Origin of the sequence: Sphingorhabdus sp., from assembly GCF_041737645.1 — a bacterium.
In the GTDB taxonomy this organism is placed as follows: domain Bacteria; phylum Pseudomonadota; class Alphaproteobacteria; order Sphingomonadales; family Sphingomonadaceae; genus Sphingorhabdus_B.
In genome coordinates this window covers 98,453-124,060 of record NZ_JBGSRI010000033.1, presented here as the reverse complement: position 1 = coordinate 124,060, position 25,608 = coordinate 98,453, and the positions used below count along the sequence as shown (strand labels likewise).

The window sequence follows — 25,608 nt, the reverse complement described above, 5'->3', positions numbered from 1 at the left end:
AGTGGTCAAGATCGCCGTATTAAAGGAAACCGCTTCCGGCGAAACGAGGGTTTCTGCTTCACCTGAAACGGTGAAGAAGTATATTGGACTTGGAGCAACCGTTGCGGTTGAGGCCGGGGCAGGGTTATCCGCTTCGATCAGTGATGCCGATTATGCGGCGGCGGGGGCTTCAGTCGGCACAGAAGGTGCGGCGTTGAAAGATGCCGATATCATCCTTAGCGTGCAGGGGCCGGACCCGAAATCCCTGAAGGGCATGAAATCTGGTGCGTGGCTGGTTGCGGGGCTTGACCCGTTCGGCCAACGCGCGCGCGTCGATGAATATGCCAAGTCAGGTGTCGAGGCGCTGGCAATGGAATTCATGCCCCGCATCACCCGCGCGCAATCGATGGATATTTTGTCTTCTCAGTCCAACCTGTCGGGATATAAGGCTGTTATCGAAGCTGCTTCGGTTTACGGTCGTGCTTTTCCGTTGATGATGACTGCGGCAGGTACCGTTAGCGCCGCCAAGGCTTTCATCATGGGTGTTGGCGTTGCAGGTTTGCAGGCCATCGCTACGGCACGGCGTCTGGGCGCACAGGTTTCTGCGACCGATGTGCGTTCGGCAACCAAAGAACAGATTGAATCGCTGGGTGCAAAAGCGATTTTCGTTGACAATGTTGCCGGTATCGAAGGCGAAGGCGCGGGCGGTTATGCTACCGAAATGTCGGATGAGTATAAAGCGGCCCAAGCCGAACTGGTATCCGCACATATCGCCAAGCAGGATATTGTCATCACCACGGCGTTGATCCCAGGGCGTCCTGCGCCACGGCTGGTATCGGATGCCCAGATCGCGACAATGAAACCGGGTTCCGTGATCTTTGACCTTGCGGTCGCGCAAGGCGGGAATGTGGAAGGATCCAAGGCTGACGAAGTTGTCGTCAAACATGGCGTCAAGATTATCGGCTATGCCAACACGCCCGCCCATCTGGCGGCGGATACTTCCGCGCTGTTTTCCCGCAATTTGTTCAATTTTCTATCCGCCTTTTGGGACAAGGAAGCGGGAAGACCGGTTTTGCCGGATGATGACGAAATAACCGCAGCAATCCGACTGACGAAGGATGGCAAAGTCGTGAATGATCGCCTTTTGGCGTGAGGGGGGCATAATGGACTTTATTTCAATTTTATCCATCTTCGTGATGGCCTGTTTTGTGGGCTATTATGTCGTTTGGTCAGTTACGCCCGCTTTGCACACGCCGTTGATGGCGGTAACCAATGCGATTTCTTCGGTCATTATCGTCGGTGCGCTGATCGCTTCGGCCGCGGCAGGATCACCAAGCGCCAAATGGCTCGGCCTGATTGCTGTGGCTTTGGCTAGCGTGAACATATTTGGCGGTTTCGCCGTGACCGCGCGAATGCTCGCGATGTACAAGAAAAAGGAGCGCTAAGTCATGGAACATGCTGCTCCCCCTGCTTGGGTTATGCTTGCTTATCTGATCTCCGGCGTTTTCTTTATCCTAGCGCTGCGTGGGCTTTCCTCACCTGCAACATCACAGCGCGGCAACCGCTTTGGGATGGCCGGAATGTTGATTGCGGTTGGTACGACGTTGGTGACGCACGAAGTTGCATCGCTGCCAGAGATTTTGGGCGCTATCGCAATCGGCGGCGGCATTGGCTGGGTCATTGCCCGCCGCATCGCCATGACCGATATGCCCCAACTGGTGGCGGCGTTTCACTCGCTTGTCGGAATGGCGGCAGTTCTGGTGGGCGCGGCGGCTTATCTGAACCCGCAAGCATTTGGCATCGTTGACGCAAGCAACTCGCTCATTACCGCACCGGGAAGAGACCCTATTGCCTTTGCCAGTGCGATTGAACTTGGTTTGGGTGTCGCAATTGGTGCAATCACATTTTCGGGGTCGGTAATCGCCTTTTTGAAGCTCGCCGGAAAAATGTCGGGCGCGCCGATCATCTTGCCTTTGCGCCATATCATCAACCTTGGAACGCTTGCCGCGATTATCGGGCTGGTGGGTTATCTCACAATAGATCAAAGCCCTTGGGTATTCTGGACCATCGCTGCTTTGTCGTTCCTGATCGGCTTTTTGCTCATCATTCCAATCGGCGGAGCGGATATGCCGGTCGTGGTATCGATGCTCAACAGCTATTCAGGCTGGGCAGCGGCGGCGATGGGCTTTACGCTTCATAACACTGCGATGATCATAACAGGTGCATTGGTCGGGTCGTCGGGCGCTATCCTGTCCTATATCATGTGCAAGGCCATGAACCGCAGTTTCATCAGCGTGATCGCTGGCGGTTTCGGGGCAGAAGCGTCGGCTGCGGGCGGCGAAGCAAAAGAACAGCGCCCCTGGAAACGGGGATCGGCCGAAGATGCCGCGTATATGATGCAACAGGCGGAAAGCGTGATCATCGTTCCAGGCTATGGCATGGCGGTGGCGCAGGCGCAGCATATCTTGCGCGAAATGGCTGATGTCCTGAAAAAACAGGGCGTGAAAGTCAAATACGCCATTCATCCGGTTGCTGGCCGTATGCCTGGGCATATGAACGTGCTGCTGGCTGAGGCTTCGGTTCCGTATGACGAGGTTTTCGAGCTGGAAGATATCAACAGCGAATTTGCACAAGCTGATGTTGCCTTCATCATCGGCGCGAACGATGTGGTCAATCCAGCCGCGAAAACCGATAAAACGTCGCCGATTTAGTGGATGCCGGTATTCGATGTCGAAAAGGCCAAGACTGTGTTTTTCGTAATACGCTCGAGGGGCGGCGTGGGTTATGCTGGCGTGGATAATGACGTTTTCTACATGGACCAGACTATGATGTTGCTCGCCGATGCGAAGAAGATGTGCGAGGATATCGTCAAAGCCTTGCAGCATTAGGGCACTTCACGCTAACGAATGTCAAAAGCGCCGCCTCGACACCATTCGGGGCGGCATTTTGATTTCGTAAAGAGGTACTGATATGCTAAAAATGGGACTTATCGGGGGCATGAGCTGGTATTCAACCGAGTTCTATTATGCCCGGATCAACAAGCAGGTTTTAAAACGGACAGGCGGCTCGTGTAATGCGCCGATGATAATCGAGAGCCTGAATTTCTGCGATATTGCCAAGGCCAACAGCGAGCAGGACTGGGATCATGTCGCCAATGTCCTTATTGAAGCGGCACAGCGGCTTGAAAAAGCTGGGGCAAGCGCAATTTTAATCGGCGCGAACAGTATGCACAAAGTGTATGATCGCGTCGCACAATCTATCGCTATTCCCATACTTCACATTGCCGATGCCGTGGGAGAAAAAATGAAGACTGACGGTGTCCAGTCGGCGGCCTTGCTGGGGACGGCAAATGTGATGGCCGAAAACTGGTATCGCCAACGCCTTGTCAAGCATGGCGTCACGTTGATGCCGGCCGAAATGGATGATGTGAAAGATTTGGACCGGATCATTTATGACGAGCTAATGCTTGGGCAAGTGAAGCGGGAGTCCGAGCGCACCTTGAAAACCATCATCACCGAAATCGACCAGGAAGGCATAAAAGCGGTCGTTTTGGGCTGCACCGAATTGTGCATGATCGTCGACACCAAGGCCAATGTTCTTCCCATTTATGACAGCACAGAAATTCATGCAGATGCAGGCGTTGACTGGATATTGGGCGATGTTGGGGAGAGTCCCCAACGCTGAGTTGAAGCGCGCCTTTCGGCGACTCTCTAATCTCCCTTGGCTTTTTGATTTTCATGAGGCATCTTGGCGGCATGAGGATTAGAAATATTGGAATCGTTGGCGCTGCAGTTTGCGCGCTTGTTCAACCTGCGTTTGCGAAAACTATCGCTGTCGCGCCCGGAGATGGCGCGCAGGCGCGTTTGCAAGAAGCGCTTATAACAGCTGAGCCAGGCGATGTTGTAGAACTAGGCGAGGGGCGGTTTATTCTTTCCGATGGCCTGTCTCTTGATGTGAACAAAGTCACGGTTAAGGGAATGGGTGCCAAGCTCACGACCCTCGATTTTTCAGGACAACAAGGCGCGGGTGAGGCACTTTTGGTCACATCAGATGATGTGGTCTTGCGTGATTTCGGTGTTGAAAACAGCAAGGGCGATGGCATCAAATCCAAGGGTGCTGACCGGATTGTCTATCATAAATTGCGGGTGGAATGGACAGGTGGGCCGAAAGAAACTAATGGAGCCTACGGCATCTATCCCGTTGAAAGCACAGATGTCCTTATCGACTCTGTTGTTGTGCGCGGCGCATCGGATGCGGGTATCTATGTCGGACAATCACGCAACATCATTGTCAGGGAATCTATCGCAACCGAAAATGTCGCCGGTATCGAAATTGAAAACAGCTTTGACGCCGATGTTCACGATAACATAGCCACGCACAATACGGGCGGCGTATTGGTATTTGATCTTCCAAATTTGCCACAAATGGGTGGCCATAATGTCCGGATTTTCGACAATATTATCGTCGACAATATGACGCCGAATTTTGCACCAAAGGGAAATATTGTGGCAAATGTTCCGACCGGAACAGGCGTCATGGTTATGGCCAATCGCAATGTCGAAATATTCGATAATGTTCTGGGTGACAATGGCACGACGAACATCATGGTGGTCGGTTACCGTTTCCCGCACAATGACGCTAAATATGATCCGTTGCCCCGCGATGTGGTAATTTGGGATAATCAGCACGGCCGCGCCGGTTGGGACCCCAAATTTCGCGGCGGCGCTGAAATTGCCGCAGCCATGGGCGGAAATTTTCCCGCTATTTTCTGGGATGGTGCCGGTGGCCCTTCCAAAGCGCCGGTTATTTCAGACACGGTAGCTGCGCTTTCGCTCGGTTTGACCGACATTTTGGCTGATCCGGCAACGGCAACGCCCACTCCGCTCGCTGTCTCGACCACACGTCCTGCGGCATTGCCTGCAATTAAACTGCCGGATTCGATGGAAGCGGCGGTCCGTTAATGCGATTGCTGTTGCCGTTTGTGGCGTGTTTCGCAACCGCCGTTGCAATATCAGCGCCGCACCCGGATATTTCAGATACGGCGATTACCGGCTTGCAAAATCCGGCGACTTTATCTGCATTCGGTTTTTTTGAAGGCAATGCGGCCAATCCCTCGATGAAGCTAATACCCTATACGCTTCGGACCCCATTGTTTTCGGATTATGCCGAAAAGCAAAGGTTTATCTATGTGCCTGCTGAAGCATTGGTAACTGCGGATAAAGACGGAAGGTTGGTTTTTCCCGTCGGGTCGGCGCTTGTAAAAAACTTCGGATATTCAGACTCTGCAACAGGTGCGCTGACTGTACTGGAAACCCGCATATTGCTGCATAAATCCGATGGTTGGGTTGCGCTTCCTTATGTGTGGCGTGCCGATGGCAGTGATGCAGATCTTCGCGTAGGCGGAACACGCATACCGGTTAGCTTTGACCGTGAAGGGAAAAAACTGTCGATCAGCTATGCAGTTCCTAATAAAAACCAGTGTAAACAGTGTCATTCATCGGCTGAACAAATAGTGCCAATTGGACCCATTTGGCAGAATATGGAGTTCCCGACAGCGCTGGACGCGGCTCGTTTCACCAAAGCAAATCCGCAGCTTGCAAAACTGGACAAATGGGCCGCGTGGGACGATGCGCGTTCAGGAAATGTCCAAGAGCGCGCCCAATATTATCTGAAAGTGAATTGCGGGCATTGTCATGCTCCCAAAGGGGCGGCGAGCAATAGTGGTCTGTTTCTTGACGGTTCCGCCACCGATGCAGCCGCCATCGGTATCGGCAAACGGCCCGTTGCGGCAGGACGTGCCAGTGGCAATCTCGATTTCATTATAGAGGCAGGACACCCCGAACGATCTATCCTGGTTGCACGGATGAAAAGTACCGATTCAGGAATCGCAATGCCCGAGCTAGGCCGATCTTTACATCATGAAGAGGGTGTCAAATTGCTGGAAGACTGGATAGCGGCAATGCCGCCGTCTGTTCAGTGACGCATCAGCCTTTTCATTTCGTACCGGGTTCCAGTCCATCCTTCGAAAACGGCCTGTATGCCAGGGTGCGTTAATGGTCCATGTGCATTATCTGCCAACAGATTTTGCTGGCTGACATAGGCGATATAGCTGCTGTCGGCATTTTCTGCGAAAAGATGATAAAAAGGCTGGTCTTTTGAAGGTCGCACCGGCTCGGGAATGGACTCATACCATTCTTCACTGTTTGAAAAAACCGGATCAATATCGAAAACAACGCCGCGAAAATCGAAAATACGATGACGAACGACATCACCAATCGCAAATTGGGCAATCGCCACTTCGGGAATCAAAACTTTGGTACTCATGATGCTCATATCAGCGCATTACGCGAGCAAATCAACCTTGGCGCTTGGCAAAGGGAAAAACATCGGTTAATGGCCCCGCTCATTCTTCGAGGCGCGCCGTTTTGCGGCACTGACCAGCCTTGCAGATTTGCGGAGAGATGGCTGAGTGGTCGAAAGCACCGCACTCGAAATGCGGCGTGCTCGTGAGGGTACCTAGGGTTCGAATCCCTATCTCTCCGCCATTTGCATTGGTGAATGAAAACCAAAAGTGGTGGCTTTAATAAACGGTGTTCGCTAGCACGGCGGCTTATAAATTCTGGGATAAACAAATGCGTTACCGATTCTTGCTGCTTGCCATGTCATTTGCTCTGGCTTCTTGCGGAGGTTCACAGTTGGGTGGATCAAACAGTGTTTCGGACATTAAAGTCGTGGATGGTGAAGTTTTGCCAGAGCCAACACGACTTGATTTGTTCGAGCAGAATCGGCCTTATCTCATTGGCCCCTTCGACAAGCTTACTATTGATGTTTTCGGCATTGAAGAACTCAGCAAGCAGGAGGTTCAAACCGACGCGGGCGGTCGTATTTCCTTTCCTTTGGCCGGTGTAATTACCGCTGCTGGCAAGACGCCGGGTGAATTGGAGGAAGAAATTGAAGGCCGGTTGCGCGGTCAATATGTTCGTGATCCGCAAGTTACCGTCAATCTGAAGGAAACAGTCAGTCAGGTTGTTACGATCGATGGACAGGTACGCGAACCGGGACTTTATCCCGTGATCGGTCGTATGACACTGATGCGTGCGGTTGCAGTTGCGAAGGGAACGGCCGAATTTGCCAAGCTTGATGACGTCGTCATCTTTCGCACAGTCAACGGACAGAAAATGGCGGCTTTGTACAATTTGAAAGCCATCCGCCGCGGGGTTTATAATGACCCTGAGGTTTTTGCGAACGACGTCGTCGTTGTCGGCGATTCACAAGCCCGGCGTCTGTTCAAGGACGCGCTCCAAATTGCGCCAACGTTGCTGACACCGCTGGTGTATGTTCTGACCACTAATTGATCTTATACCGATCAACAGAGTTTGAAATCGACAACCTTTACAATATTCAACACCCGAAAATTATATACGCTGTGGATAATATTTCATCTTGCAGTTTAGAAATTTATGCTATGCAACGGCTCTGGTTGGGGTGGCCGGACACTGATTTATCGGGGGTTTTATGGCATTCCACTCTCGCGTTGTTGAAGGCGCAAATGAAAATCCGGCGCTCGCGTTGCAGGAACGTTTTTTAGGTGTTCCTATAACCGAACGAAATTTTCGGGAAATTTCGCTGCGACATGATCGTGAAGACAAGATATTCTGGTGCTTCATGGATCAGACCGGTCGGCCGAGCTACACATATAGCCTAGGCGCGGAAATTCAGCAGGTGCAGGATTGGGTCGCCAATAATTACACGATGCCAACCAATAATGCGCATGATGATTTGCGATATTTTGTATGCGGATCCAAAACACCTGGAATTTATAATTTAGGCGGCGACCTGCGTCACTTTGCCGAATGCATCCGCAACCGTGATTTAGCTGCAATGCGAAGCTACGCGGAAACGTGTGTGCGAATGCAATATGCAAATGCCAATAGCTTTGGCGCACCGATTATCACGATGGCGCTGGTTCAGGGTGATGCATTGGGTGGCGGATTTGAACATGCGCTTGCATTCGATATTCTCGTAGCCGAGCGTAGCGCGCGGATGGGGCTACCCGAGATTATATTTAATCTTTTTCCAGGGATGGGGGCATATAGTTTTCTGCTGCGGCGGGTCGGTCGGAAAAAGACAGAAAGCTTTATTCTGGAAGGCAAAATTCACAGCGCAGAGGAATTATACGAACTCGGCATCGTTGATATCCTTGTCGACGATGGGCAGGGCGAAGCAGCGATTGTAGAATATTGTCAGAAAGGCCGTGCACGATTTGCGGCGGAGCGGGCTGTCTATTTGGCACGCCGGGCTGCCGATCCGGTGGAATTGGAAGAATTGTTGCGGATAACCAACATTTGGGCAGAAACGGCCATGACCTTGACGGAGGCAGATGTTCGCAAAATGGAACGGCTCGCAGACGCACAGGAACGACGCATTCAGCGGAGTTTGAAGGCCGCTATCTGATTGAGCCGGACATTTTGTCGTAGAATTGGTCACCGCTGATTGCCTTCAATGCATCGAGCACGTGGTCGAGTTCACGCTCAATTTTTTCAAGATATTGAAAACGGTTTTCGTCAAATTCCGCTTCTGTAACGCGCTCTAGCTTGCTGCACAATTCTGCCAGCTTTTTTGCTCCCATATTGTTGCTCGAGCTTTTTATGGCATGGGCACAAAATCTGAAATCATGCACTTTAGCGTCGTGAACGGACAAACGTAAGGGTTCGAGCGTTTGTTCGGTATCTTCAAAAAAGCCATCAATCATTCCAGAAACGAAAACCTCATCTCCGATCGATCGTAGATATTCAATCTGGCTGGGGTCTATCGCCTGATAATCGCGCGATATTCCAGTCGAGAGGGGAACCACCACATTCATCGGATCAGGTCCCGAATTTTCAATGGCGGCAAGTCCTTGCGGCGATGGCGCACACAGATTTTCAATTGTTGCCAGCAATAGCTTGGCATCTACCGGCTTGGTGATCCGCACATCCATACCTGCTTTTTTGCAGCGGATTTCTGTATCGGCGGTTGCATCGGCGGTAACGCCGACAATCGGCAAATGTTGGCGGCCACCCTCTATCTGCCGCCACATCATGCAGGCATCAATGCCGTTCAAGCGCGGCATGTTTATATCGAGCAACAATATATCGAATTGCCCATTTTCCAATGCATCCAGTGCCTCGTCGCCATCGGTGACCATCGTCACGTCATGATTGGCGGAGCCCAATATTGCCCCAAGTACGTTCCGGTTGGTGCGGTTGTCATCCGCGACCAGTATTCTGCGTGGGTGGTAATGCGGTTTTTCCGGAACGGCGTTTTCTTCGGCGGGCTTGAACTGCCTTGCAAAAGAGCAGCCGATCCTGATTGCGCTTCGCAATTCGGCAAAGTTAGGGGCGGCGGGCAAGATCGACGCGAATGCAGCGCGCAGGGCGATCTCCTCAAAATCGACGTCTCGGTCGTCAGACACCAGAACCGGCGCGATTTCGGCTTCTGCAAAAAAGTCCCAAATGGCGCTTTCCGGTTCGATTTGCCGCGCAAGATCTTGCGATATCAACGCAACTTTATAATTTCGAAGCCCCTTATCGGCGATCATCGTCGCCAATTCGTCGGGTGTCGCGCAATTGATATGCCGCAAAATGAAATTGTCAGCCGTTTGTGCCTCGACCAGCAATTCCGGCGCAATATTGCCAAAGGAGATGATATGTACAATATCGCTTGTGCCAGATACCCATTCATTTTCTTCGATTGGGACCAGATTTACGGGGACTTTGATTAAAAAGGTACTGCCGCGTCCCAAATGGCTATCGGCCGAGATCCGGCCGTTTACTTGCTCGACAAGCTGTTTGCATATTGCCAAGCCCAGGCCGGTCCCGCCAAAGCGGTTCAACACCGTTTCGTCGGCTTGCTGAAACGGCTGGAATATCCGCTCGATGGCATTTTCGGCAATTCCGATGCCGGTATCGCTGACCGAAAACCAGATATGATCTTTGCCGGCTTCGGATGAAAAGCCACTGTGGATGGCGATGGTACCCGCTTCTGTGAATTTTAGGGCATTGCCGACGAGATTGAGCAAGATGTTACGCAGAACATCGGTAGGCCCCTCAACAAGGCGATCAGATAGCGGTTCGGCCTGCAAGTGAAGTGAAAGGCCCTTGTCCTCGATCCGGACGGCCATGATGTTGCGGATTTCAGTCAGCAATTCGGTCGGACGGAACGCCGACGTTTTTACTTGTGCCGACCCGGTGCCTGTTTTGGCGACTTCGATCAACTGTTCAATTAGGTGCAAAAGATGTTCGCCGGCAAGAACGCTGGCTTCAATCATTTCCTTTTGAGGACGCGGCATATCGGAATTCCGCAAGTGGTTGCCGTACCCAATGATCGCATTCAGCGGAGTCCGCAATTCGTGGCTGACGCTGGCCAGAAAATAACTCTTTGCCTTGCTCGCCATTTCGGCTTGTTCTTTGGCGTGGGATATCTTGCGGATCAGCGTCGAGCAATATGCCGGAATTACCAATAATGCGAGGGTCAGTGCATAACCCAAAAATGCGTTCTGCTGCCAATATGTGGTCGATACGACGACAAGCCCGAAAGTTATGGTGGACAATATCGCTGCGATAAAAAGCCATTTTACTCCGTATCGAAAGCCGTTCCCCAATATCATCCACAAAATTATGGGATAGAATATCGACATATGCTCCGGTTCGCGCAGCATGACGGTAAAAGCCATCATCACATCCATTGTGATCGCGGCGAACCAGCGTTCTTCGGGACGCCTGATATCCCGTTTCTGCATGGCATACAGGACAGCGTTACATGACAGATATGCAAAAAATGCCGAGAATATGATCGCGTCGAACGCAAACAGATAACACCCGATGCCCGATGTACCGCCCATTACGAGGCGGTTGCGTAATATTTCCTGTTCCGGGCTCAGATCACCGCGAAGCTTTTTGAAATAGGCCTTCATTGTGCGCCTGTTTCAACTTGCGATGAATTTCCGGAAAATAGATTTTGAAGCTCGTTCACACCCAAGGGGCGACCCAGAAAGAATCCCTGAGCCTCGTCACAACCCGATGCACGAAGCAAAGCGAATTGCGCTTCATTCTCCACACCTTCGGCGACAACGCGCATATTCAGCGCATGGGCCAAATGCGCGATTGTGGATATGATCGCACGATCAGCAGAAGAGGATTCAATGCGTGCAATAAACGTCTGGTCGATTTTCAGGCGTGATGCCGGCAAGTCCCGCAAATATTGCAATGATGAATAGCCGGTTCCAAAATCATCAATTGAAATTCCGACCCCTCCGGCCCGCAATTGCATCAATTGGTCACGAACTTCCTGATTATGTTCCAGCAAAAGCTCTTCGGTAATTTCGATTGCGAGCTTGCCGGACGGAATATTGTATTTGGCAACATTCTCCAATATGTCCGCGCTCATATTACTGTATTGAAATTGCTTGGGTGAGACGTTCACGGCAACCGGTGGAAGCATTATTCCTTTTTGTGCGAACAAAGAAATTTGTTTACACGCCTGGTTGACTACCCATTGACCGATATTGCCAATCAGGCCGGAGTCATTTGCAACACGAATGAAATCCGCAGGAACAAGACGTCCGCGAACCGGATGCTGCCACCGTAAAAGCGCTTCGAGACCGACATAATTTCCGGTCCCGATGTCGACGATAGGCTGATATTCCAAAAACAATTGTTCGTGAGCAAGCGCATCGCGCAAGTCACTTTCCACACCGGCATTCAATTGTGCGATTTGGTTCATTCTGGGGGAAAAGAAGCAGAATCTGTTTCGCCCGGATGATTTGGCTTCATACATCGCAAGATCGGCTAGTCGCAATAACTCATCGGATGAATCGCCATCGTCAGGAATCAGCGCGATGCCGATACTAGCGCCAATCAACTGTTCAACGCCACCAACCGAATAAGGCTCACCAATGTGGGTTAGCAGTTTCGAACAACAAGCAACCAGTTGTTCCTGACTTTCAAGATTTTGCATGACGATAGCAAATTCGTCGCCACCAATGCGGGCCGCAAACCCGTTCTTGTCCAATGCGGCGCTCAGGCGCTCTGCAACCTGGCGCAGCAACATGTCGCCTGCCTGATGCCCCCTTGTGTCGTTGATGACTTTGAAGCGATCCAAATCGAGCAACAGCAACGCGGCACCTTTGCCGGTCGTATTGCAATCATCAATCGCGCTTCGCATCCGTTCGGACAGCAAAGTTCGGTTGGGAAGGCCCGTCAACATATCGTGTAAAGCGAGATGCGTCCGGTGTTCTTCGGCAAATTTGCGCGCGGTTATGTCCAGCCCGGTCGTCAATATGCCGATGGTTTGGTTATCTTTATTTAACAAAGGTGATTTGTTGCAATGGAAGGTTAACTCGATGTCTTCGCTTACAAATTTTTCTTCATAATTGGGGATTGAAATACCAGTTTCCAGAATGACATTATTCCGGCGCTGCTCGCGTTCAACGACTTCCGGAGGCAATATTTCGGCAATTGGATGACCAACCAATTCTTCGGGATCACGACCAAATAATGCTGCTTGATAAGAATTTAAAAACAGGAACTTTCCGTTGCGATCAGTTGCGTTGATTAGAATTGGCGTAGTGTCGATAATCTGTTCGAGCATGGATTTTCCGGCAGGCTCGTTGCTGTCGTCGCCTTCTGCCGTTCGGTTATTTAACGCTAAAGATTGCTTAAGTTCTTGCTGCTTTTGAAATTGGCCAAGCAACAGGATCGCCCGATCACGGAATTCGACGTGCGAAACAGGGCTTTGCAAAAAGTCGGTTGCGCCCGCGTCCAATGCGCTAATCCTGCATTCCCGATCCTGCCGTGCCGTGATGATAATCGCGGGAATATGTGCGCCAACGGTTCGTGCCCTGAATCTGGAAATGAACGCAGCGCCGTCCATTTCGGGCATACGATAATCAACGATAAGAAGGTCGGCGTGTTCGGTTTCAAGCCATTTCAATGCTTCAACAGCGCTGTGAAAGCATTTAGCGGAATATTCCGGACCCATCATTGCGACATATTGCGCGTAAACGCGCAAATTGGTCGAACGATCATCAACTATGACTATGCGCGCTAGCATGGTTCTCGCGTTAGCTGGAGAACCTCAAGGATTGGTTAAGGGTGCGTTTGTAATTTGCCCCTTCGCGGGTGCGTTAAACCAATATCATTCAGTGCTAAAAACCTTGGTGGATTCACCCATTGAATCGATTTCGGCTTTTGCATCGGCCTCAATAATTTTTGTGGCTTGCTCTGCCGCTTCTTCAATGGAAATTTGTCGGGCTTTGACCTTATCCTGCGTCCCGTCGGCCGCCGTCACGTTGTCAGAAACCTGCTCGGTATCAATCGCCGGCTCGGCGCTGCAGGCCGTCAGAATTCCCAGCAATCCTGCCACGAACAAGCCATTTCTCATGGCTTGACTTCGGGACTAAGGGCCCCCTCATAATTGGCAGTCAATGCCAAAACGGACACCCAGGCCGCGACATTCTGACGCAATTCGGCCTTATCGATTTTATCGAGCGTATCATCCGGGGTATGGTGCAAATCAAAATATTTGGTACCATCTTGCTGAAGATCGATGATGCCGGGTTTTTGAGCGGCTATGATTGCCCCGATATCTGCTCCGCCCCCGGCTAAATTTGGGCGAGGAACCACGCCAAGGGGCGCAAGTGCGGCGATAATTTGACGTTTCAGGTCGATTGCACTTTCAGGCAGCAGGAAATCTGCAGCCCATACTTTTCCTGCCCCGAAGTCGGATTCCATAGCCAGTCCATGAGCTTCAGTGGCGTGTTTTGCACCATAATCTTTGCCGCCCCAAATGCCAACTTCCTCTGCGCCAGCCCACAGTAAGCGGACGGTGCGCTTGGGTTTTCCATATGATTGCAGATGTTTTGCAGCCGCCGCAATAATGCCGCATCCAGCGGCGTCATCAATCGCGCCGGTCCCCAAATCCCAACTGTCGAGGTGGCAAGCAATAACGATAATAGGCAATTGCGGATTTGAACCCGGCAATTCGGCAATGACATTTCCGGAAGTCTGCATTCCGACATTTTTGGGGGTCAGTTTCAGCCGCATTGTAACGGGCTTACCCCGGGCAAGCATTCGTTCCAGATTCTCTGCATCCGGAATTGAAATAGCACCCGAGGGTATCGGTAAAACACCAGCTTCAAAGTTGGTATTCCCGGTATGTGGATTGCGGTGATAATCGGTGCCTGCCGAACGAATAATGATCGCCGCTGCGCCCTTTTTCGCTGCTATATTGGGACCAACAAATCGGGCTGGACCGAACGCGCCATAGCTGCTGCCATCCTGCGTGCGGCGCATGGCGTGGCTGACAAAGGCAATTTTGCCTTTCAAGCTGCCGTCGGGGGCGGCGCGTAAATCGTCGAGAGTGGGGAAATATACAATTTCCGCCTCGATGCCTGTTTCGCCGGTGCTTCCACTATTGCCGAGGGCGGTAACGGACAGCTTTTGCTTGAAAGGTGACGAAATTTCGGCCGTCTCCTCGCCCCGCACCCATGTTGGCATCTTATATTCTTCGACCCGAACATTTTCAAAACCCAAGGATTTTAATTTACTGACGGACCAGATTCGCGCACGCGCTTCTGCTTCGGTACCGCCTTGGCGCGGTCCTATTTCGGTCGTCAGCCCTTCGATAATGTCGTAAGCAACCTCGTCATTATTCAGCGCAAAATCCCTTGTTTCGGGTAGTTTTGACTGCGCGTATGCGGCTACACTTTGTGTTGAAACCAGCAGCAATGATACCGCCGCGAATGTTCTGGTGTGTTTGTTCATAGCGCACAGGCATAATGGGCTTCTATCGTTTTGCAATCCCGCCTTGCGAGGATAGGGCCAGATGGCTAGGGAAGCGGCCAAATCATCGTCACATCCAAGACAGGAAAGTTACCAACATGGCAGCGCAATATAGCTACGTAATGAAAGGGATGACCAAAACCTTCCCCGGCGCGAGCAAGCCCGTCCTTAGCAATATCAATCTGCAATTCTACCCGGATGCGAAAATTGGCATTGTTGGCCCGAATGGCACGGGCAAATCGACGCTGATGAAGATTATGGCTGGTATGGATACCGAATTTACGGGTGAGGCATGGCCAGGCGAACATATTCGCGTTGGATATCTGGCGCAGGAGCCGGAACTTGATCCGAACAAGACGGTCAAAGAAAATGTGATGGATGGCGTCCGCCCGGTTGCAGACCTTGTTGACCGGTTCAACGAAATATCGATGCTGATGGCTGATCCGCCCGCAGACGCAGATTTCGATGCCCTTATGGAAGAAATGGGAACGTTGCAGGAAAAGATCGACGCCGTCGATGGATGGAGCCTGGATAGCCAGTTGGAGCTTGCGATGGATGCGCTGCGGTGCCCGCCCGGCGATAGTCCGGTAACGAGCCTATCAGGCGGTGAGAAGCGCCGTATTGCTTTGACAAGATTGCTGCTGGAAAAGCCCGATATTCTGCTGCTCGACGAACCGACCAACCACCTTGACGCCGAATCTGTGGCGTGGCTGGAAAAGCATCTGGTCGACTACAAAGGTAACGTAATTCTGGTGACCCACGACCGCTATTTTCTGGATAATGTCGTCAGCTGGATACTCGAACTCGATCGCGGGCGTTATTTTGTCTATGAAGGCAATTATTCGACCTATCTGGAAAAGAAAGGCAAGCGGCTCGAGCAGGAATCGCGCGAAGATGCCGGACGGCAAAAGGCGATCAAGGACGAGCTTGAATGGATCCGGCAAAGCCCCAAGGCGAGACAGACCAAGTCCAAGGCGCGTATCAAATCTTTCGATCAATTGGTCGAGGCGCAGGAAAATCGTACCCCTGGAAAGGCGCAGATCGTCATCCAGATACCCGAACGTCTTGGCAGCAAGGTGATCGAAGTCAAAAATGTGTCGAAAGCTTATGGTGACAAGATATTGTTCGAAAACCTGTCGTTCAGCATCCCTCCGGGCGGCATTGTCGGAGTAATCGGTCCCAACGGTGCCGGTAAATCAACACTTTTCCGGTTGATAACCGGACAGGAAACGCCCGACACCGGAGACGTCGATATTGGCGAGACGGTCCGTTTGGGCTTTGTCGACCAAAGCCGGGATGACCTTGATCCCAACAAAAATGTATGGGAAGAAATTTCAGGCGGTGCCGATTTCATGAAGCTTGGCAAACATGAAACCCCGACGCGGGCTTATGTTGGCGCATTCAATTTCAAAGGCACCGATCAACAGAAAAAGGTCGGACAGCTGTCGGGCGGTGAAAGAAACCGCGTTCACATGGCCAAAATGCTAAAAGAAGGCGGAAACGTTCTGCTGCTTGACGAACCGACCAACGATCTTGACGTTGAAACGCTCTCGGCACTTGAAGAAGCTTTGGAAAGCTTTGCCGGATGTGCGGTGGTCATCAGCCATGACCGCTTCTTCCTTGACCGTTTGGCGACCCATATTCTCGCATTTGAAGGGGATAGCCATGTCGAATGGTTTGAAGGTAATTTTGAATCCTATGAAGAAGACAAGATTGCCCGCCTTGGCGACGAAGCAACCCGGCCTCATCGCGCAACTTACAAGAAAATGACGCGATAGAATGCTCTGGGCGTGCATATTTTTAGGCTGATCTTAGTCTGCGGTATAACATTGGGGCTATTGTGCGCCAATGCGTCGTCGCGGACTAATTGGTCAGTAACCTCCGCCGATGCTTTGGTGGCGGTGGATGATGATTTCGCTAGAAACAATAATGACCCCGAATTCTTCGATGGCCTTGAAATTGCGGAATACCGTTTTTCGGAGAATGGCTTTAATTGGCACCTGATACGGTTTGCCAGCATCACGAATTCCTCTGGTCCGATGTGGCTTGTCCCGCATGACGATGAAAATGCAGCCTTTGACGCGATGATTATTGCGGTCAAAAAACATGGTGGCGTTGCGGTGGCGGTAAATAGCGGCATTGGAAGTTTTCGGATGCAGCCTGGCAACGGCTTTTGCGGAATTAGCCTTCGGCTCCAGAAAAGCTGCGATCCTAACCGTAATTTTGATAAAAGAGCGCCGTTGTTCACATCTGCCATTCTGGAACAGCGACCTTCAAACCAGCCTATTATTGCTCTGCATACAAATAGCCTGGGATTTGCAGGAGATGGCAAAGGGGGCAGAGGCGAAATCAGCATCGTTGACAAGGATGCCTTTCGGCGAGGCGAAATTGTCGCAAGGGCAGGCGGGGTGTTGGCTGTTAATCCGAACTTGGAGATGTTCAACTTCGACACACTCGCGCTCATTGCTTATCTTAAAAGCGATTCTCAAATATCTGAATTTGCTATAGAATGTGGCAAAAAATTATCCAATGCAGGAATTCATTTTTGGCACGAACCAGTGACAAGAAGCGACGGTTCAATGTCGAACTATCTTGCCCTGAACCATCCTGAAATCGCATATGTCAATTTCGAAAGCAGGATCGAAAACAATCTCGATGTGGCCTCGGCGCGGCACATATTCATGGTGAGCGCCTATCTAAAGCATTGTGTTTCAAGGAACAATCCAGCGTCCCGACCATGACTGTGTCCCATCGTGCCAATCCCAACGGGCGCGTCGGTGGCCCTGGTTTGCAAGGAATAGCCATTCGATAGAGTGAATTTCGAACCAGAGAACGGCAAAATTTGCACGCGCATCCACCAGTTGCAGTTCATCAGGTTGCCGACCTTCGATCCAATCTGGCAAGCCGGACGTAGGGACCAGGCTCGGCGTGGCTGGTGGCCGCTCGGCCATATAGCAACGCCGGGCAAAGGTGGTCGAGTTTGACCAGGCGTCGTCAATTTCAGCTTTGTCTTTTTGTATATGCGCTTCGCCCGATAATCGTAACTGTAGCTTTTCTGCGGCATCGTACATCAACACCGACGCTTTTCCGTTCGATGCTATCTCGTGAATTTTCGTCGAGCGCACATCGGTATGAAATCGCAAACGACGATTGGCCCTGTCGGCTTCGCGCAAGACCATTATTCGCAATTGGGGACCTCCATCCCCGCCAATTGTGCCAACAACAGGGGTATGGGCTGGAGAGGTCCTTTTGCTCGCACCCGGTTCGATCAGATCCCAAGCTTTGGCAAAGCTGAGGTTCAGATCATTATAGAAAACTGGGTCTTCGATTGATGGCGTCATTGCGGGTCGAAAGATCCAGTTACTTCATCAAGGACATGTAACTGACCCTCGGCAATGCCAAAATAGGCACCATGCAATTCAAGCATACCCGTCTTCTCTCTCTCCGCAATGAACGGGAAAGTCCGTAAATTGGCGAGACTGACTTTGACCGTTTCCAATTCGAGCGCGTGTTGTGGATCCGGCGTATTCGAAGCCAGAACCGCTTCTTTTGCAGTTTCGATAATGCCAACCCATTTGTTCACGAAATCGCGTGCTTCCGGTCCTAAATTGCTGCCTGACAGAGAAGCCGTGATGCCGCCGCACTGGGCATGACCCAAAACAACGATGTGTCGTACTTTCAACCCCAGAACGCCAAATTCAATTGCCGCAGAAACGCCGTGCAATCCGCCTCCGGTTTCATAAGGTGGAACCAGATTGGCAACATTACGCAATGCAAAAACCTGACCGGGGATTGTATCGAAAACGGTCGCAGGGTCGACCCGGCTGTCACAGCATGAAATTATCATGACTGGCGGCGATTGGCCATCGCTGGCGAGTGAATCGTAACGGGCTTTTTGTTGCACATAAGCTTCGCTGCGAAACCGTTTGTAACCCTCAACCAATGAAGCGAATTCAGACATTTACAAACATCCCTTTGCAAAAAATTGAAGATTTGGTCTGCCGCTGGACCCAATCTTCAAAATTAAGTCCAAAGGCCAGCCCCCGATAGCAGCCAAGTTGCAGTTGGCAAGTGGGTGCGGCATCGCTATCTGGGCAGCATGAACGCACCCATTTTACCGCCCGAGCGTGCTCCGCGCGAACGCAAACCTGACTGGATCCGGGTAAAGGCACCGACAAGCGCAGGTTATAATGAAACCCGCCGGTTAATGCGCGATCTTAACCTGAATACTGTTTGTGAAGAAGCAGCGTGTCCAAATATCGGTGAATGCTGGACAAAAAAGCATGCGACCGTAATGATATTGGGCGATGTGTGCACGAGGGCCTGTGCATTTTGTAACGTCAAGACAGGTATGCCGAAAGCCGTTGATCCGCTTGAACCAGAGCATGTCGCCATTGCGGCTGCGAAGATGGGGTTGGAGCATATCGTTATTACATCGGTTGATCGCGATGATTTGCCGGATGGTGGTGCCAGCCAATTTGTCAAAGTGATCAAAGCGCTCCGTCACAATACCCCAAAAACGACGATCGAAATCCTTACACCCGATTTTAGAAACAAGGCGGATGCAGCCGTAGAGGCCATCGTGGCCGCCCGTCCCGATGTGTATAACCACAATCTGGAGACCGTGCCGCGTTTATACCCGACGATAAGACCGGGTGCCCGCTATTACGCATCTTTGCGATTGCTCGAATCTGTTAAGCGGCATGATCCGTCTATTTTCACCAAGTCCGGCGTCATGCTTGGCTTGGGTGAAGAACGGTTGGAAGTGCATCAGGTCATGGACGACATGAGGAGCGCTGGCATCGATTTTCTGACGATGGGCCAATATCTCCAACCGACGCCAAGGCATACTAAGGTCATGGATTATGTGACGCCTCAGGCGTTCGATGCTTATGCTGCCATTGCCCGCGCAAAGGGATTTTTACTGGTAGCATCAAGCCCGCTTACACGTTCCAGTTATCATGCCGGCGACGATTTTGCCAAAATGCGCGATGCGCGCGCGGCGCAATTGGCAAAGGCTGGCTAAGAATAAAAGGGGCAGGGGCTATGCCACATCATCATGAGCGTCGCGTTTTGCCCCATAGTGCGGCGCAAATGTATGACTTGGTCGCTGACGTGGGCCGCTATCCAGAGTTTCTGCCGTGGGTTAGCGCTGTGCGCATTCGTAAAAATGATGAAAGCGAAATGCTGGCTGACATGATTGTCGGTTTTAAATCGCTGCGGGAAACATTTAGCAGCCGGGTCATAAAGGATGCAAATTACTCGATTGTCGTGGATTATCTTGATGGCCCGATGAAGCATCTGCAAAACAACTGGCGGTTCGAAGATTTGCCAGACGGTGGTTCAACCGTGGATTTCACGGTCGATTTTTCATTCCGCAACAGGGTTTTTGAAGCAATTGCCGGGCAGTTTTTTGACTCGGCATTACGCAAGATGACATCCGCTTTTATCGAGCGGGCCGATGTTCTTTACGGGGCAGGCGGCAGCAACAGCCCCAAGGCGTGAAGTGTCGCATAATTACGGATATCCGCGCGGCTTTTGTCAGAACCAAACTGGATTTTGTCGCCAACCATATCTTCGGCGTCTTTCCCTTTTTCCGCGACCGCGAAAACAACTGTGCCGACGGGTTTTTTCTCGGTTCCACCATCCGGTCCCGCAATTCCGCTAATCGCTACGGCAATATCAGCGCCGCTTTTTTTCAAGGCACCTTGTGCCATGGCCCAAGCTACTGCGACTGAAACGGCGCCAAATGTATCAAGTATGTCGGCGTTAACATCCAGCATTTTCATCTTTGATTCGTTTGAATAGGTTACAAAGCCGCTTTCCAAAACGGCGCTGCTGCCCGGAACTTCGGTTATTGCTGCCGCGACCAAGCCGCCGGTGCAGCTTTCTGCGGTTGCAATCATGCGCCCGGCCGCCTTGTTTTCGGCGACGACGCGTTCAGCCAATTTGGCAATCTTCGCTGGCAGGACAGATTTCATCGGTTCATCTTTTCAAAAGTGGCAATTGCTTGCGCCGCTATACCTTCTCCACGCCCAGTGAAACCAAGCATTTCCGTGGTCGTCGCTTTTACAGAAATCCGGTCTATTTCCGTATCGATTATTTCGGCGATACGTGCGCGCATAGCCAATCGGTGCGGCCCTATTTTGGGGGCTTCGCAAATGATGGTAATATCTGCGTTCGCCAGTTCAAAACCCATATCGCGTGCCAATTTCATGGCGTGTGCCAGAAATCGGTCAGAAGATGCCCCTTTCCATTGAGGATCGGACGGGGGAAAATGGTCCCCTATGTCACCCAAAGCGAGAGCGCCTAACATTGCATCGGTCAGGGCATGCATCGCAACATCGGCATCGCTGTGCCCTGAAAGACCTTTGTCATACGGGATAAGAACGCCGCAAAGCCACAATTGTTCACCCGTCACCAAACGGTGCACATCGAACCCTGTTCCGCATCGGATAGATAAGCCCATTTCTTTTTCCGTCATGTCATTTGCAAATGTTATTTTGGACAAGGCTTCGTCGCCTTTTACTATCCGGACTTCGCCGCCCGCAGCCATCATCATTCGGGCATCATCGGTTGAATCATCAACGCCCCAGTTCCGATGGGCCTCGTAAATCGCCTGAAAATGAAACGCTTGCGGGGTTTGGATGCGCCAAAGATTTTCGCGTTCAACAGATTCCGTCAATATGTCTGCGCCACGGGCGATGCTGTCAACAACCGGAAGTGCCGGCACAGCGCCGGGAGCGATTAGAAGTGCATCGAGCAGATCATCAATCACCATGTTTGACAAAAAGGGACGTGCAGCGTCATGGATTAGAACATAGTCTGCCCCTCCCGACTTGGCGATTTCATCAAGGCCATTGCGGACACTTTCCAGCCGTGTTGCGCCTCCTGTAACAAGAACGGGTGGGGGTAGGCCGTCAAGAGCAGCGCGTGCCAGATCATCCTGTTTCGCGCCTACAACGACAAAAATATCCTCGATTTCCGGCTTGTGCGTAAAAACAGCGTAGCTGTGGCGCAGCATAGGATGGCCCTTGACCTTGCAAAATTGCTTGGGAATGGTTCCTCCCACACGACTGCCTGAACCAGCGGCGACAATAAGGGCGACGATATGTGGACGAGAGGCCATTATCGCGCCTTAGCCAACCCACTGTTGCGCGCCAAGCCGAAAGCGAGTAACGGCCTGCCTAAATTTTAGGCAATGTTGAAAAGATGAAACTAGCACCCATACACATCGGCAATATCGAAATCGATTGCCCTGTCATTTTGGCACCGATGACCGGTGTTACCGATATGCCATTTCGTAAAATTGTCCGCCGCTTCGGATCCGGATTGAATGTTACCGAAATGATCGCCAGCCAGGCGATGGTCCGCGAAACGCGGCAGTCGTTACAAAAATGTGAATGGGATGCGATAGAAGAACCCGTTTCCATGCAACTTGCCGGCTGCACCGCATATGAAATGGGGGAAGCGGCAAAGCTGAATGAAGATCGTGGTGCCGCGATTATCGACATCAACATGGGATGCCCTGTTAAAAAAGTTGTGAATGGCGATGCGGGTTCCGCTTTGATGCGCGACCTGCCTTTGGCCGCGAGCTTGATCGAGGCGACTGTTAACGCGGTGTCGGTCCCGGTGACGGTAAAAATGCGGATGGGCTGGGACAATGACAGCCTGAACGCCCCCGAACTTGCCCATATTGCCGAAGATCTTGGCGCAAAAATGGTTACCGTGCATGGCCGCACACGCAACCAGATGTATAAAGGCAGCGCGGATTGGGCATTTGTCCGTAGGGTGAAGGACCGGGTGTCTATACCGGTCATCGTCAACGGTGATATTTGTACAATCAGCGACGCCGAAACAGCCTTGCAACAAAGCGGGGCCGACGGAATCATGGTCGGTAGGGGCGCTTATGGCAAACCGTGGCTTTTGAGCCAGATGATGCACTGGTTCAAAAACGGAAGCACCCTGCCAGACCCCGGTATCGAGGCGCAACACCATCTTATCATCGAACATTACCGGGCGATGCTCGACCTTTACGGGAATGATGTCGGGTTGCGTTGTGCGCGCAAACATATTGGATGGTACACCAAAGGATTGACCGGCTCGGCAGAATTCCGGAACTTTGTGAACCGTATCGAGGACCCGGAAGTTGTCGTTCAAGAGCTTGCACGTTTTTATGAACCATTTTTGTCCCGTTCCGCAGCCTGATGGCTCTTTTGACTTTGAAACAACCGGATTTCGCGCAAATCCTTACTAATATACCGGTTCCGGTTTTGCTTATCGCGCCAGACAATCATATAGCTTACGCGAATGATGCGAGTGAGGCATTTTTTGGCCGGAGCAGAAAACGGCTTGAAGGGCAGTTCGTCGAGACGGTATTGCTTTTTGAAAGTAACCGGATGAACCTGGCGTTGGTTTCGCAGGAAAACGACCTTTCAGCGCAGGATATGGAATTGAAGTCTGTCCACGGGTCCATCACCGTCGACATCAACATCTCGTTGTTGCCCGGTGAAACCGATTGGCGAATTGCCGTAATTTCTCCTCGACATGGGGGGCGTGAACATATCGGCGAACAAAAAGATAGCGGGCAACAGCAGGCTATGGGCGCACCTGCGATTTTGGGACATGAAATCAAAAATCCTTTGGCGGGCATAAAGGGCGCTGCGCAATTACTGGCGCGGCATGTGGACAAGAAAAACCAGCCCTTGACCGAGTTGATCGTCAACGAAGTCGACCGGATAGCCCGTTTGCTGGATCAAATGCAAAAGCTTGGCCGATCCGAGCCACCCGAACTTGCGCCTGCAAACGTACATTTGTTGATTGAACGTGCGATCCGCTCGCTCCGGGCCGCCAATCGCGCGATGCCCGAACTTTCGATCAATTATGACCCGTCCCTTCCCGAAGTGCTTATCAATGCCGATGCTATGGTCCAGATATTGATTAATCTGCTGCAAAATGCGGTTGATGCGTTGAAGGGCAGGTTGGATGGCGTAATAGGCATTTCCACGCGGTTTGTCATGAGCGGGGCTTTGCGTGAGGCGGATTTTGAACGAAAATCGGTAAAACTGCCTGTAGAAATCGCCATTTCCGACAACGGTCCCGGTGTGTCCGAGCATATTGAGGACGAGCTATTCTCCCCGTTTGTGACCACCAAGCGCGATGGTCAGGGACTGGGCCTTGCGATTGTGCGGAACCTTGCCCAGCAAATGAACAGCCGTATTGTTTTTGAACGCGACGCCCAAAGGCAAATTACCATATTCCGCCTGTTTCTTCCCGTTGCAACCATGAAGGGTGATGCATGACCAATCCCAAAGTTCTGATCGTCGAAGATGACGCATCGATCGGGTTGGTGGTTAGTGCCGCTTTGTCCGCCGAAAATATTGATACGCAAATTTGTGATTCAGTGAGCGCTCGAAATGCAGCGCTCGACAACGGCCATTTTGACTTGATGCTGACAGATGTCGTTCTCAAGGACAGCGATGGCCTCGCAAACCTAAAGGACGTGATGGCGGCGGCACCCGATATGCCGGTCATTATCATGTCTGCACAAAACACGCTGGAAACTGCCGTTCGGGCGAGCGAAATCAACGCATTTGAATATTTCCCGAAGCCATTCGATCTAAATGATCTGGTTTTGGCGGTGAAGCAGGGTATCGACAAGCGACGCACCACTCCTGATAGCACCTCGGATTCATTGTCAGAAGCCAATCTTCCAATGATCGGCCGTAGCGTGGCTATGCAGGATGTGTACCGGATGGTTGCCCGTTTGCTCCGCAACGACTTGTCGGTGCTGATTTCCGGAGAAAGCGGGACGGGGAAGGAATTGGTCGCAGAAGCCATTCATAGCCTTGGACATCGAAAAACGGGACCGTTTGTGGCCGTAAATATGGCTGCAATTCCCAGCGAGTTGATCGAGGCGGAGCTTTTTGGCCACGAAAAAGGCTCGTTTACAGGTGCAGTAGGTCAGGCCATTGGTCGTTTTGAACAAGCGCAAGGCGGCACGCTTTTTCTCGATGAAATTGGCGATATGCCCAAACATGCCCAGACCCGCTTGTTACGCGCATTGCAAAGCGGCGTAATCAGCCGGATTGGGGGCAAGGCCAGCATTCGCCTAGATGTACGCATAGTTGCGGCGACGAACCAGCGTCTCGAAGAACTGATCGCTAATGGCAAGTTCCGTGAAGACTTGTTCTATCGGTTAAACGTTGTTCCAATTCATATGCCGCCCTTGCGGGACCGCACCGACGATATCGGTTTGCTCGCCCATCATTTTCTAATCCTTGCGGCTAAAGATGGTCTGCCGCTCCGTAAAATCGACGACAGCGCGATAGCCGCGCTAATGACTATGCCTTGGCGCGGAAATATCCGGGAGCTTCGAAACCTGATCTATCGGTTGGCACTGGTATGCCGCGAAGACATTATAACCGAAGCCACGATTTATCAGAATGTCGAAAGCGCAACCGACGGCGATGCCCCCGTAAAAGGAGCGAGCTTCGAAGCTGCGGTCGTGCAATTTCTTCGTGACCACAAACAACGCGGACATTCACGAGATAGATTGTATCCCAAAGCGCTGGCACAATTTGAAACGCCGCTGTTGCAGCACATCATGCGCCAAGTGAAAGGCAATCAATTGAAAGCTGCGGCATTGCTCGGGATAAATAGAAATACTCTACGCAAAAAATTGACCGAATATGGTATTATTACGGGTGCTTCGGGATAAATCGGTTTTCTTGTACTTCCTTTGGAAGCATTTATCGTAAGTTTGTGCTTTTCAGGTAACGTTGACGCTGGCACAGTGGCTTAATGG

The 25,608-nt window shown here is 51.5% G+C and carries 24 protein-coding genes, 1 tRNA gene and 1 pseudogene; 16 read left to right on the top strand and 10 right to left on the bottom strand.

Annotated elements, in window-relative coordinates:
* The first annotated feature begins 1 nt into the window (after position 1).
* The 6 genes and pseudogenes from ACEW72_RS04545 to ACEW72_RS04520 all read left to right on the top strand — a co-directional run bounded on the left by ACEW72_RS04545 (position 2) and on the right by ACEW72_RS04520 (position 5,959).
* Entirely contained in the window at positions 2-1,132 is a 1,131-nt protein-coding gene (locus ACEW72_RS04545) for a Re/Si-specific NAD(P)(+) transhydrogenase subunit alpha (RefSeq protein ID WP_373475184.1), read from the top strand.
* A gap of 10 nt (positions 1,133-1,142) precedes the next feature.
* Positions 1,143-1,424 carry an NAD(P) transhydrogenase subunit alpha gene (locus ACEW72_RS04540; protein ID WP_143775446.1) on the top strand — a complete coding sequence of 94 codons (282 nt, stop codon included), beginning with the start codon at positions 1,143-1,145 and terminating at the stop codon, positions 1,422-1,424.
* A gap of 3 nt (positions 1,425-1,427) precedes the next feature.
* Positions 1,428-2,867: pseudogene (locus tag ACEW72_RS04535) on the top strand (NAD(P)(+) transhydrogenase (Re/Si-specific) subunit beta).
* Between the two features lie 82 nt (positions 2,868-2,949).
* Positions 2,950-3,663, top strand: a complete 714-nt coding sequence (locus ACEW72_RS04530) for an aspartate/glutamate racemase family protein (protein ID WP_373475183.1) — start codon at positions 2,950-2,952, stop codon at positions 3,661-3,663.
* 71 nt (positions 3,664-3,734) lie between these two features.
* Positions 3,735-4,940, top strand: a complete 1,206-nt coding sequence (locus ACEW72_RS04525; protein ID WP_373475182.1) for a parallel beta-helix domain-containing protein — start codon at positions 3,735-3,737, stop codon at positions 4,938-4,940.
* Positions 4,940-5,959 carry an SO2930 family diheme c-type cytochrome gene (locus ACEW72_RS04520; protein ID WP_373475181.1) on the top strand — a complete coding sequence of 340 codons (1,020 nt, stop codon included), beginning with the start codon at positions 4,940-4,942 and terminating at the stop codon, positions 5,957-5,959. The genes ACEW72_RS04525 and ACEW72_RS04520 overlap by 1 nt, the downstream gene beginning before the upstream one ends.
* Here the strand turns inward: ACEW72_RS04520 and hspQ are convergent.
* Positions 5,953-6,303 (bottom strand): heat shock protein HspQ, encoded by a 351-nt coding sequence (gene hspQ / locus ACEW72_RS04515; protein ID WP_373475180.1) that lies wholly within the window; start codon positions 6,301-6,303, stop codon positions 5,953-5,955. The two genes, ACEW72_RS04520 and hspQ, sit on opposite strands and share 7 nt — an antisense overlap.
* Before the next feature lie 131 nt (positions 6,304-6,434).
* Here hspQ and ACEW72_RS04510 point away from each other — a divergent pair.
* The 3 genes from ACEW72_RS04510 (at position 6,435) to ACEW72_RS04500 (ending at position 8,433) form a co-directional block, all read left to right on the top strand.
* A tRNA-Ser gene (locus ACEW72_RS04510) sits at positions 6,435-6,524 on the top strand.
* An 87-nt stretch (positions 6,525-6,611) separates the two neighbouring features.
* Entirely contained in the window at positions 6,612-7,334 is a 723-nt protein-coding gene (locus tag ACEW72_RS04505) for a polysaccharide biosynthesis/export family protein (protein ID WP_373475179.1), read from the top strand.
* Positions 7,335-7,494: 160 nt separating this feature from the next.
* Positions 7,495-8,433: a crotonase/enoyl-CoA hydratase family protein gene (locus ACEW72_RS04500; RefSeq protein ID WP_373475178.1), complete on the top strand. Its 939-nt coding sequence runs from the start codon at positions 7,495-7,497 to the stop codon at positions 8,431-8,433.
* On the opposite strand, the gene ACEW72_RS04495 is transcribed toward ACEW72_RS04500, so the two are convergent.
* The 4 genes from ACEW72_RS04495 to ACEW72_RS04480 all read right to left on the bottom strand — a co-directional run bounded on the left by ACEW72_RS04495 (position 8,426) and on the right by ACEW72_RS04480 (position 14,783).
* A complete protein-coding gene (locus ACEW72_RS04495) occupies positions 8,426-10,933 on the bottom strand; it encodes an ATP-binding protein (RefSeq protein WP_373475177.1) in 2,508 nt (835 codons plus the stop codon). The genes ACEW72_RS04500 and ACEW72_RS04495 overlap by 8 nt on opposite strands.
* Positions 10,930-13,071 carry an EAL domain-containing protein gene (locus ACEW72_RS04490; protein WP_373475176.1) on the bottom strand — a complete coding sequence of 714 codons (2,142 nt, stop codon included), beginning with the start codon at positions 13,069-13,071 and terminating at the stop codon, positions 10,930-10,932. Before ACEW72_RS04490 ends, ACEW72_RS04495 begins: the two co-directional genes overlap by 4 nt.
* 84 nt (positions 13,072-13,155) lie before the next feature.
* Entirely contained in the window at positions 13,156-13,383 is a 228-nt protein-coding gene (locus ACEW72_RS04485) for a hypothetical protein (RefSeq protein ID WP_373475175.1), read from the bottom strand.
* A 14-nt stretch (positions 13,384-13,397) separates the two neighbouring features.
* The gene (locus ACEW72_RS04480) at positions 13,398-14,783 is read right to left on the bottom strand and encodes a M28 family peptidase (RefSeq protein WP_373475174.1); all 1,386 of its coding nucleotides are present in this window, start codon (positions 14,781-14,783) and stop codon (positions 13,398-13,400) included.
* A gap of 116 nt (positions 14,784-14,899) precedes the next feature.
* On the opposite strand from ACEW72_RS04480, the gene ettA reads away from it, so the two are divergent.
* Positions 14,900-16,579, top strand: a complete 1,680-nt coding sequence (gene ettA / locus ACEW72_RS04475) for an energy-dependent translational throttle protein EttA (protein ID WP_373475173.1) — start codon at positions 14,900-14,902, stop codon at positions 16,577-16,579.
* Positions 16,580-16,672: 93 nt separating this feature from the next.
* On the opposite strand, the gene ACEW72_RS04470 is transcribed toward ettA, so the two are convergent.
* Positions 16,673-16,909, bottom strand: a complete 237-nt coding sequence (locus ACEW72_RS04470; protein WP_373475172.1) for a hypothetical protein — start codon at positions 16,907-16,909, stop codon at positions 16,673-16,675.
* Here ACEW72_RS04470 and ACEW72_RS04465 point away from each other — a divergent pair.
* Positions 16,886-17,542 (top strand): hypothetical protein, encoded by a 657-nt coding sequence (locus tag ACEW72_RS04465; protein WP_373475171.1) that lies wholly within the window; start codon positions 16,886-16,888, stop codon positions 17,540-17,542. The two genes, ACEW72_RS04470 and ACEW72_RS04465, sit on opposite strands and share 24 nt — an antisense overlap.
* Here the strand turns inward: ACEW72_RS04465 and ACEW72_RS04460 are convergent.
* A complete protein-coding gene (locus ACEW72_RS04460) occupies positions 17,513-18,142 on the bottom strand; it encodes a pyridoxamine 5'-phosphate oxidase family protein (protein ID WP_373475170.1) in 630 nt (209 codons plus the stop codon). The two genes, ACEW72_RS04465 and ACEW72_RS04460, sit on opposite strands and share 30 nt — an antisense overlap.
* Positions 18,139-18,762: a carbonic anhydrase gene (locus ACEW72_RS04455; protein ID WP_373475169.1), complete on the bottom strand. Its 624-nt coding sequence runs from the start codon at positions 18,760-18,762 to the stop codon at positions 18,139-18,141. The genes ACEW72_RS04460 and ACEW72_RS04455 overlap by 4 nt, the downstream gene beginning before the upstream one ends.
* A 138-nt stretch (positions 18,763-18,900) precedes the next feature.
* Here ACEW72_RS04455 and lipA point away from each other — a divergent pair, with 138 nt between their 5' ends.
* Both lipA and ACEW72_RS04445 read left to right on the top strand, forming a co-directional pair.
* Positions 18,901-19,827: a lipoyl synthase gene (lipA, locus tag ACEW72_RS04450; protein WP_373475168.1), complete on the top strand. Its 927-nt coding sequence runs from the start codon at positions 18,901-18,903 to the stop codon at positions 19,825-19,827.
* Between the two features lie 20 nt (positions 19,828-19,847).
* Positions 19,848-20,306 carry a type II toxin-antitoxin system RatA family toxin gene (locus ACEW72_RS04445; RefSeq protein ID WP_373475167.1) on the top strand — a complete coding sequence of 153 codons (459 nt, stop codon included), beginning with the start codon at positions 19,848-19,850 and terminating at the stop codon, positions 20,304-20,306.
* Here the strand turns inward: ACEW72_RS04445 and ACEW72_RS04440 are convergent.
* Positions 20,270-20,782 carry a CinA family protein gene (locus ACEW72_RS04440; RefSeq protein WP_373475166.1) on the bottom strand — a complete coding sequence of 171 codons (513 nt, stop codon included), beginning with the start codon at positions 20,780-20,782 and terminating at the stop codon, positions 20,270-20,272. The genes ACEW72_RS04445 and ACEW72_RS04440 overlap by 37 nt on opposite strands.
* On the bottom strand, positions 20,779-21,930 hold the full coding sequence (locus ACEW72_RS04435) for a bifunctional 2-C-methyl-D-erythritol 4-phosphate cytidylyltransferase/2-C-methyl-D-erythritol 2,4-cyclodiphosphate synthase (RefSeq protein WP_373475165.1): 1,152 nt from the start codon (positions 21,928-21,930) through the stop codon (positions 20,779-20,781). Before ACEW72_RS04435 ends, ACEW72_RS04440 begins: the two co-directional genes overlap by 4 nt.
* Positions 21,931-22,013: 83 nt before the next feature.
* Here ACEW72_RS04435 and dusB point away from each other — a divergent pair, with 83 nt between their 5' ends.
* The 3 genes from dusB to ACEW72_RS04420 are packed head-to-tail and all read left to right on the top strand — an operon-like array spanning position 22,014 to position 25,521.
* Positions 22,014-23,009: a tRNA dihydrouridine synthase DusB gene (dusB, locus tag ACEW72_RS04430; RefSeq protein WP_373475164.1), complete on the top strand. Its 996-nt coding sequence runs from the start codon at positions 22,014-22,016 to the stop codon at positions 23,007-23,009.
* Positions 23,009-24,103 (top strand): nitrogen regulation protein NR(II), encoded by a 1,095-nt coding sequence (locus ACEW72_RS04425; protein WP_373475163.1) that lies wholly within the window; start codon positions 23,009-23,011, stop codon positions 24,101-24,103. Before dusB ends, ACEW72_RS04425 begins: the two co-directional genes overlap by 1 nt.
* Complete coding sequence (locus ACEW72_RS04420; RefSeq protein ID WP_373475162.1) at positions 24,100-25,521, top strand: sigma-54-dependent transcriptional regulator; 1,422 nt, start codon at positions 24,100-24,102, stop codon at positions 25,519-25,521. Before ACEW72_RS04425 ends, ACEW72_RS04420 begins: the two co-directional genes overlap by 4 nt.
* The last annotated feature ends 87 nt before the right edge of the window (positions 25,522-25,608 follow it).

Coding starts and splice junctions, on each gene's coding strand:
- ACEW72_RS04540 (WP_143775446.1), top strand. CDS start 1,143: ATGGACTTTATTTCAATTTTATCCATCTTCGTGATGGCCTGTTTTGTG.
- ACEW72_RS04530 (WP_373475183.1), top strand. CDS start 2,950: ATGCTAAAAATGGGACTTATCGGGGGCATGAGCTGGTATTCAACCGAG.
- ACEW72_RS04525 (WP_373475182.1), top strand. CDS start 3,735: ATGAGGATTAGAAATATTGGAATCGTTGGCGCTGCAGTTTGCGCGCTT.
- ACEW72_RS04520 (WP_373475181.1), top strand. CDS start 4,940: ATGCGATTGCTGTTGCCGTTTGTGGCGTGTTTCGCAACCGCCGTTGCA.
- hspQ (WP_373475180.1), bottom strand. CDS start 6,303: ATGAGTACCAAAGTTTTGATTCCCGAAGTGGCGATTGCCCAATTTGCG.
- ACEW72_RS04505 (WP_373475179.1), top strand. CDS start 6,612: ATGCGTTACCGATTCTTGCTGCTTGCCATGTCATTTGCTCTGGCTTCT.
- ACEW72_RS04500 (WP_373475178.1), top strand. CDS start 7,495: ATGGCATTCCACTCTCGCGTTGTTGAAGGCGCAAATGAAAATCCGGCG.
- ACEW72_RS04495 (WP_373475177.1), bottom strand. CDS start 10,933: ATGAAGGCCTATTTCAAAAAGCTTCGCGGTGATCTGAGCCCGGAACAG.
- ACEW72_RS04490 (WP_373475176.1), bottom strand. CDS start 13,071: ATGCTAGCGCGCATAGTCATAGTTGATGATCGTTCGACCAATTTGCGC.
- ACEW72_RS04480 (WP_373475174.1), bottom strand. CDS start 14,783: ATGAACAAACACACCAGAACATTCGCGGCGGTATCATTGCTGCTGGTT.
- ettA (WP_373475173.1), top strand. CDS start 14,900: ATGGCAGCGCAATATAGCTACGTAATGAAAGGGATGACCAAAACCTTC.
- ACEW72_RS04465 (WP_373475171.1), top strand. CDS start 16,886: ATGATTATTGCGGTCAAAAAACATGGTGGCGTTGCGGTGGCGGTAAAT.
- ACEW72_RS04470 (WP_373475172.1), bottom strand. CDS start 16,909: ATGTTTTTTGACCGCAATAATCATCGCGTCAAAGGCTGCATTTTCATC.
- ACEW72_RS04460 (WP_373475170.1), bottom strand. CDS start 18,142: ATGACGCCATCAATCGAAGACCCAGTTTTCTATAATGATCTGAACCTC.
- ACEW72_RS04455 (WP_373475169.1), bottom strand. CDS start 18,762: ATGTCTGAATTCGCTTCATTGGTTGAGGGTTACAAACGGTTTCGCAGC.
- lipA (WP_373475168.1), top strand. CDS start 18,901: ATGAACGCACCCATTTTACCGCCCGAGCGTGCTCCGCGCGAACGCAAA.
- ACEW72_RS04445 (WP_373475167.1), top strand. CDS start 19,848: ATGCCACATCATCATGAGCGTCGCGTTTTGCCCCATAGTGCGGCGCAA.
- ACEW72_RS04440 (WP_373475166.1), bottom strand. CDS start 20,782: ATGAAATCTGTCCTGCCAGCGAAGATTGCCAAATTGGCTGAACGCGTC.
- ACEW72_RS04435 (WP_373475165.1), bottom strand. CDS start 21,930: ATGGCCTCTCGTCCACATATCGTCGCCCTTATTGTCGCCGCTGGTTCA.
- dusB (WP_373475164.1), top strand. CDS start 22,014: ATGAAACTAGCACCCATACACATCGGCAATATCGAAATCGATTGCCCT.
- ACEW72_RS04425 (WP_373475163.1), top strand. CDS start 23,009: ATGGCTCTTTTGACTTTGAAACAACCGGATTTCGCGCAAATCCTTACT.
- ACEW72_RS04420 (WP_373475162.1), top strand. CDS start 24,100: ATGACCAATCCCAAAGTTCTGATCGTCGAAGATGACGCATCGATCGGG.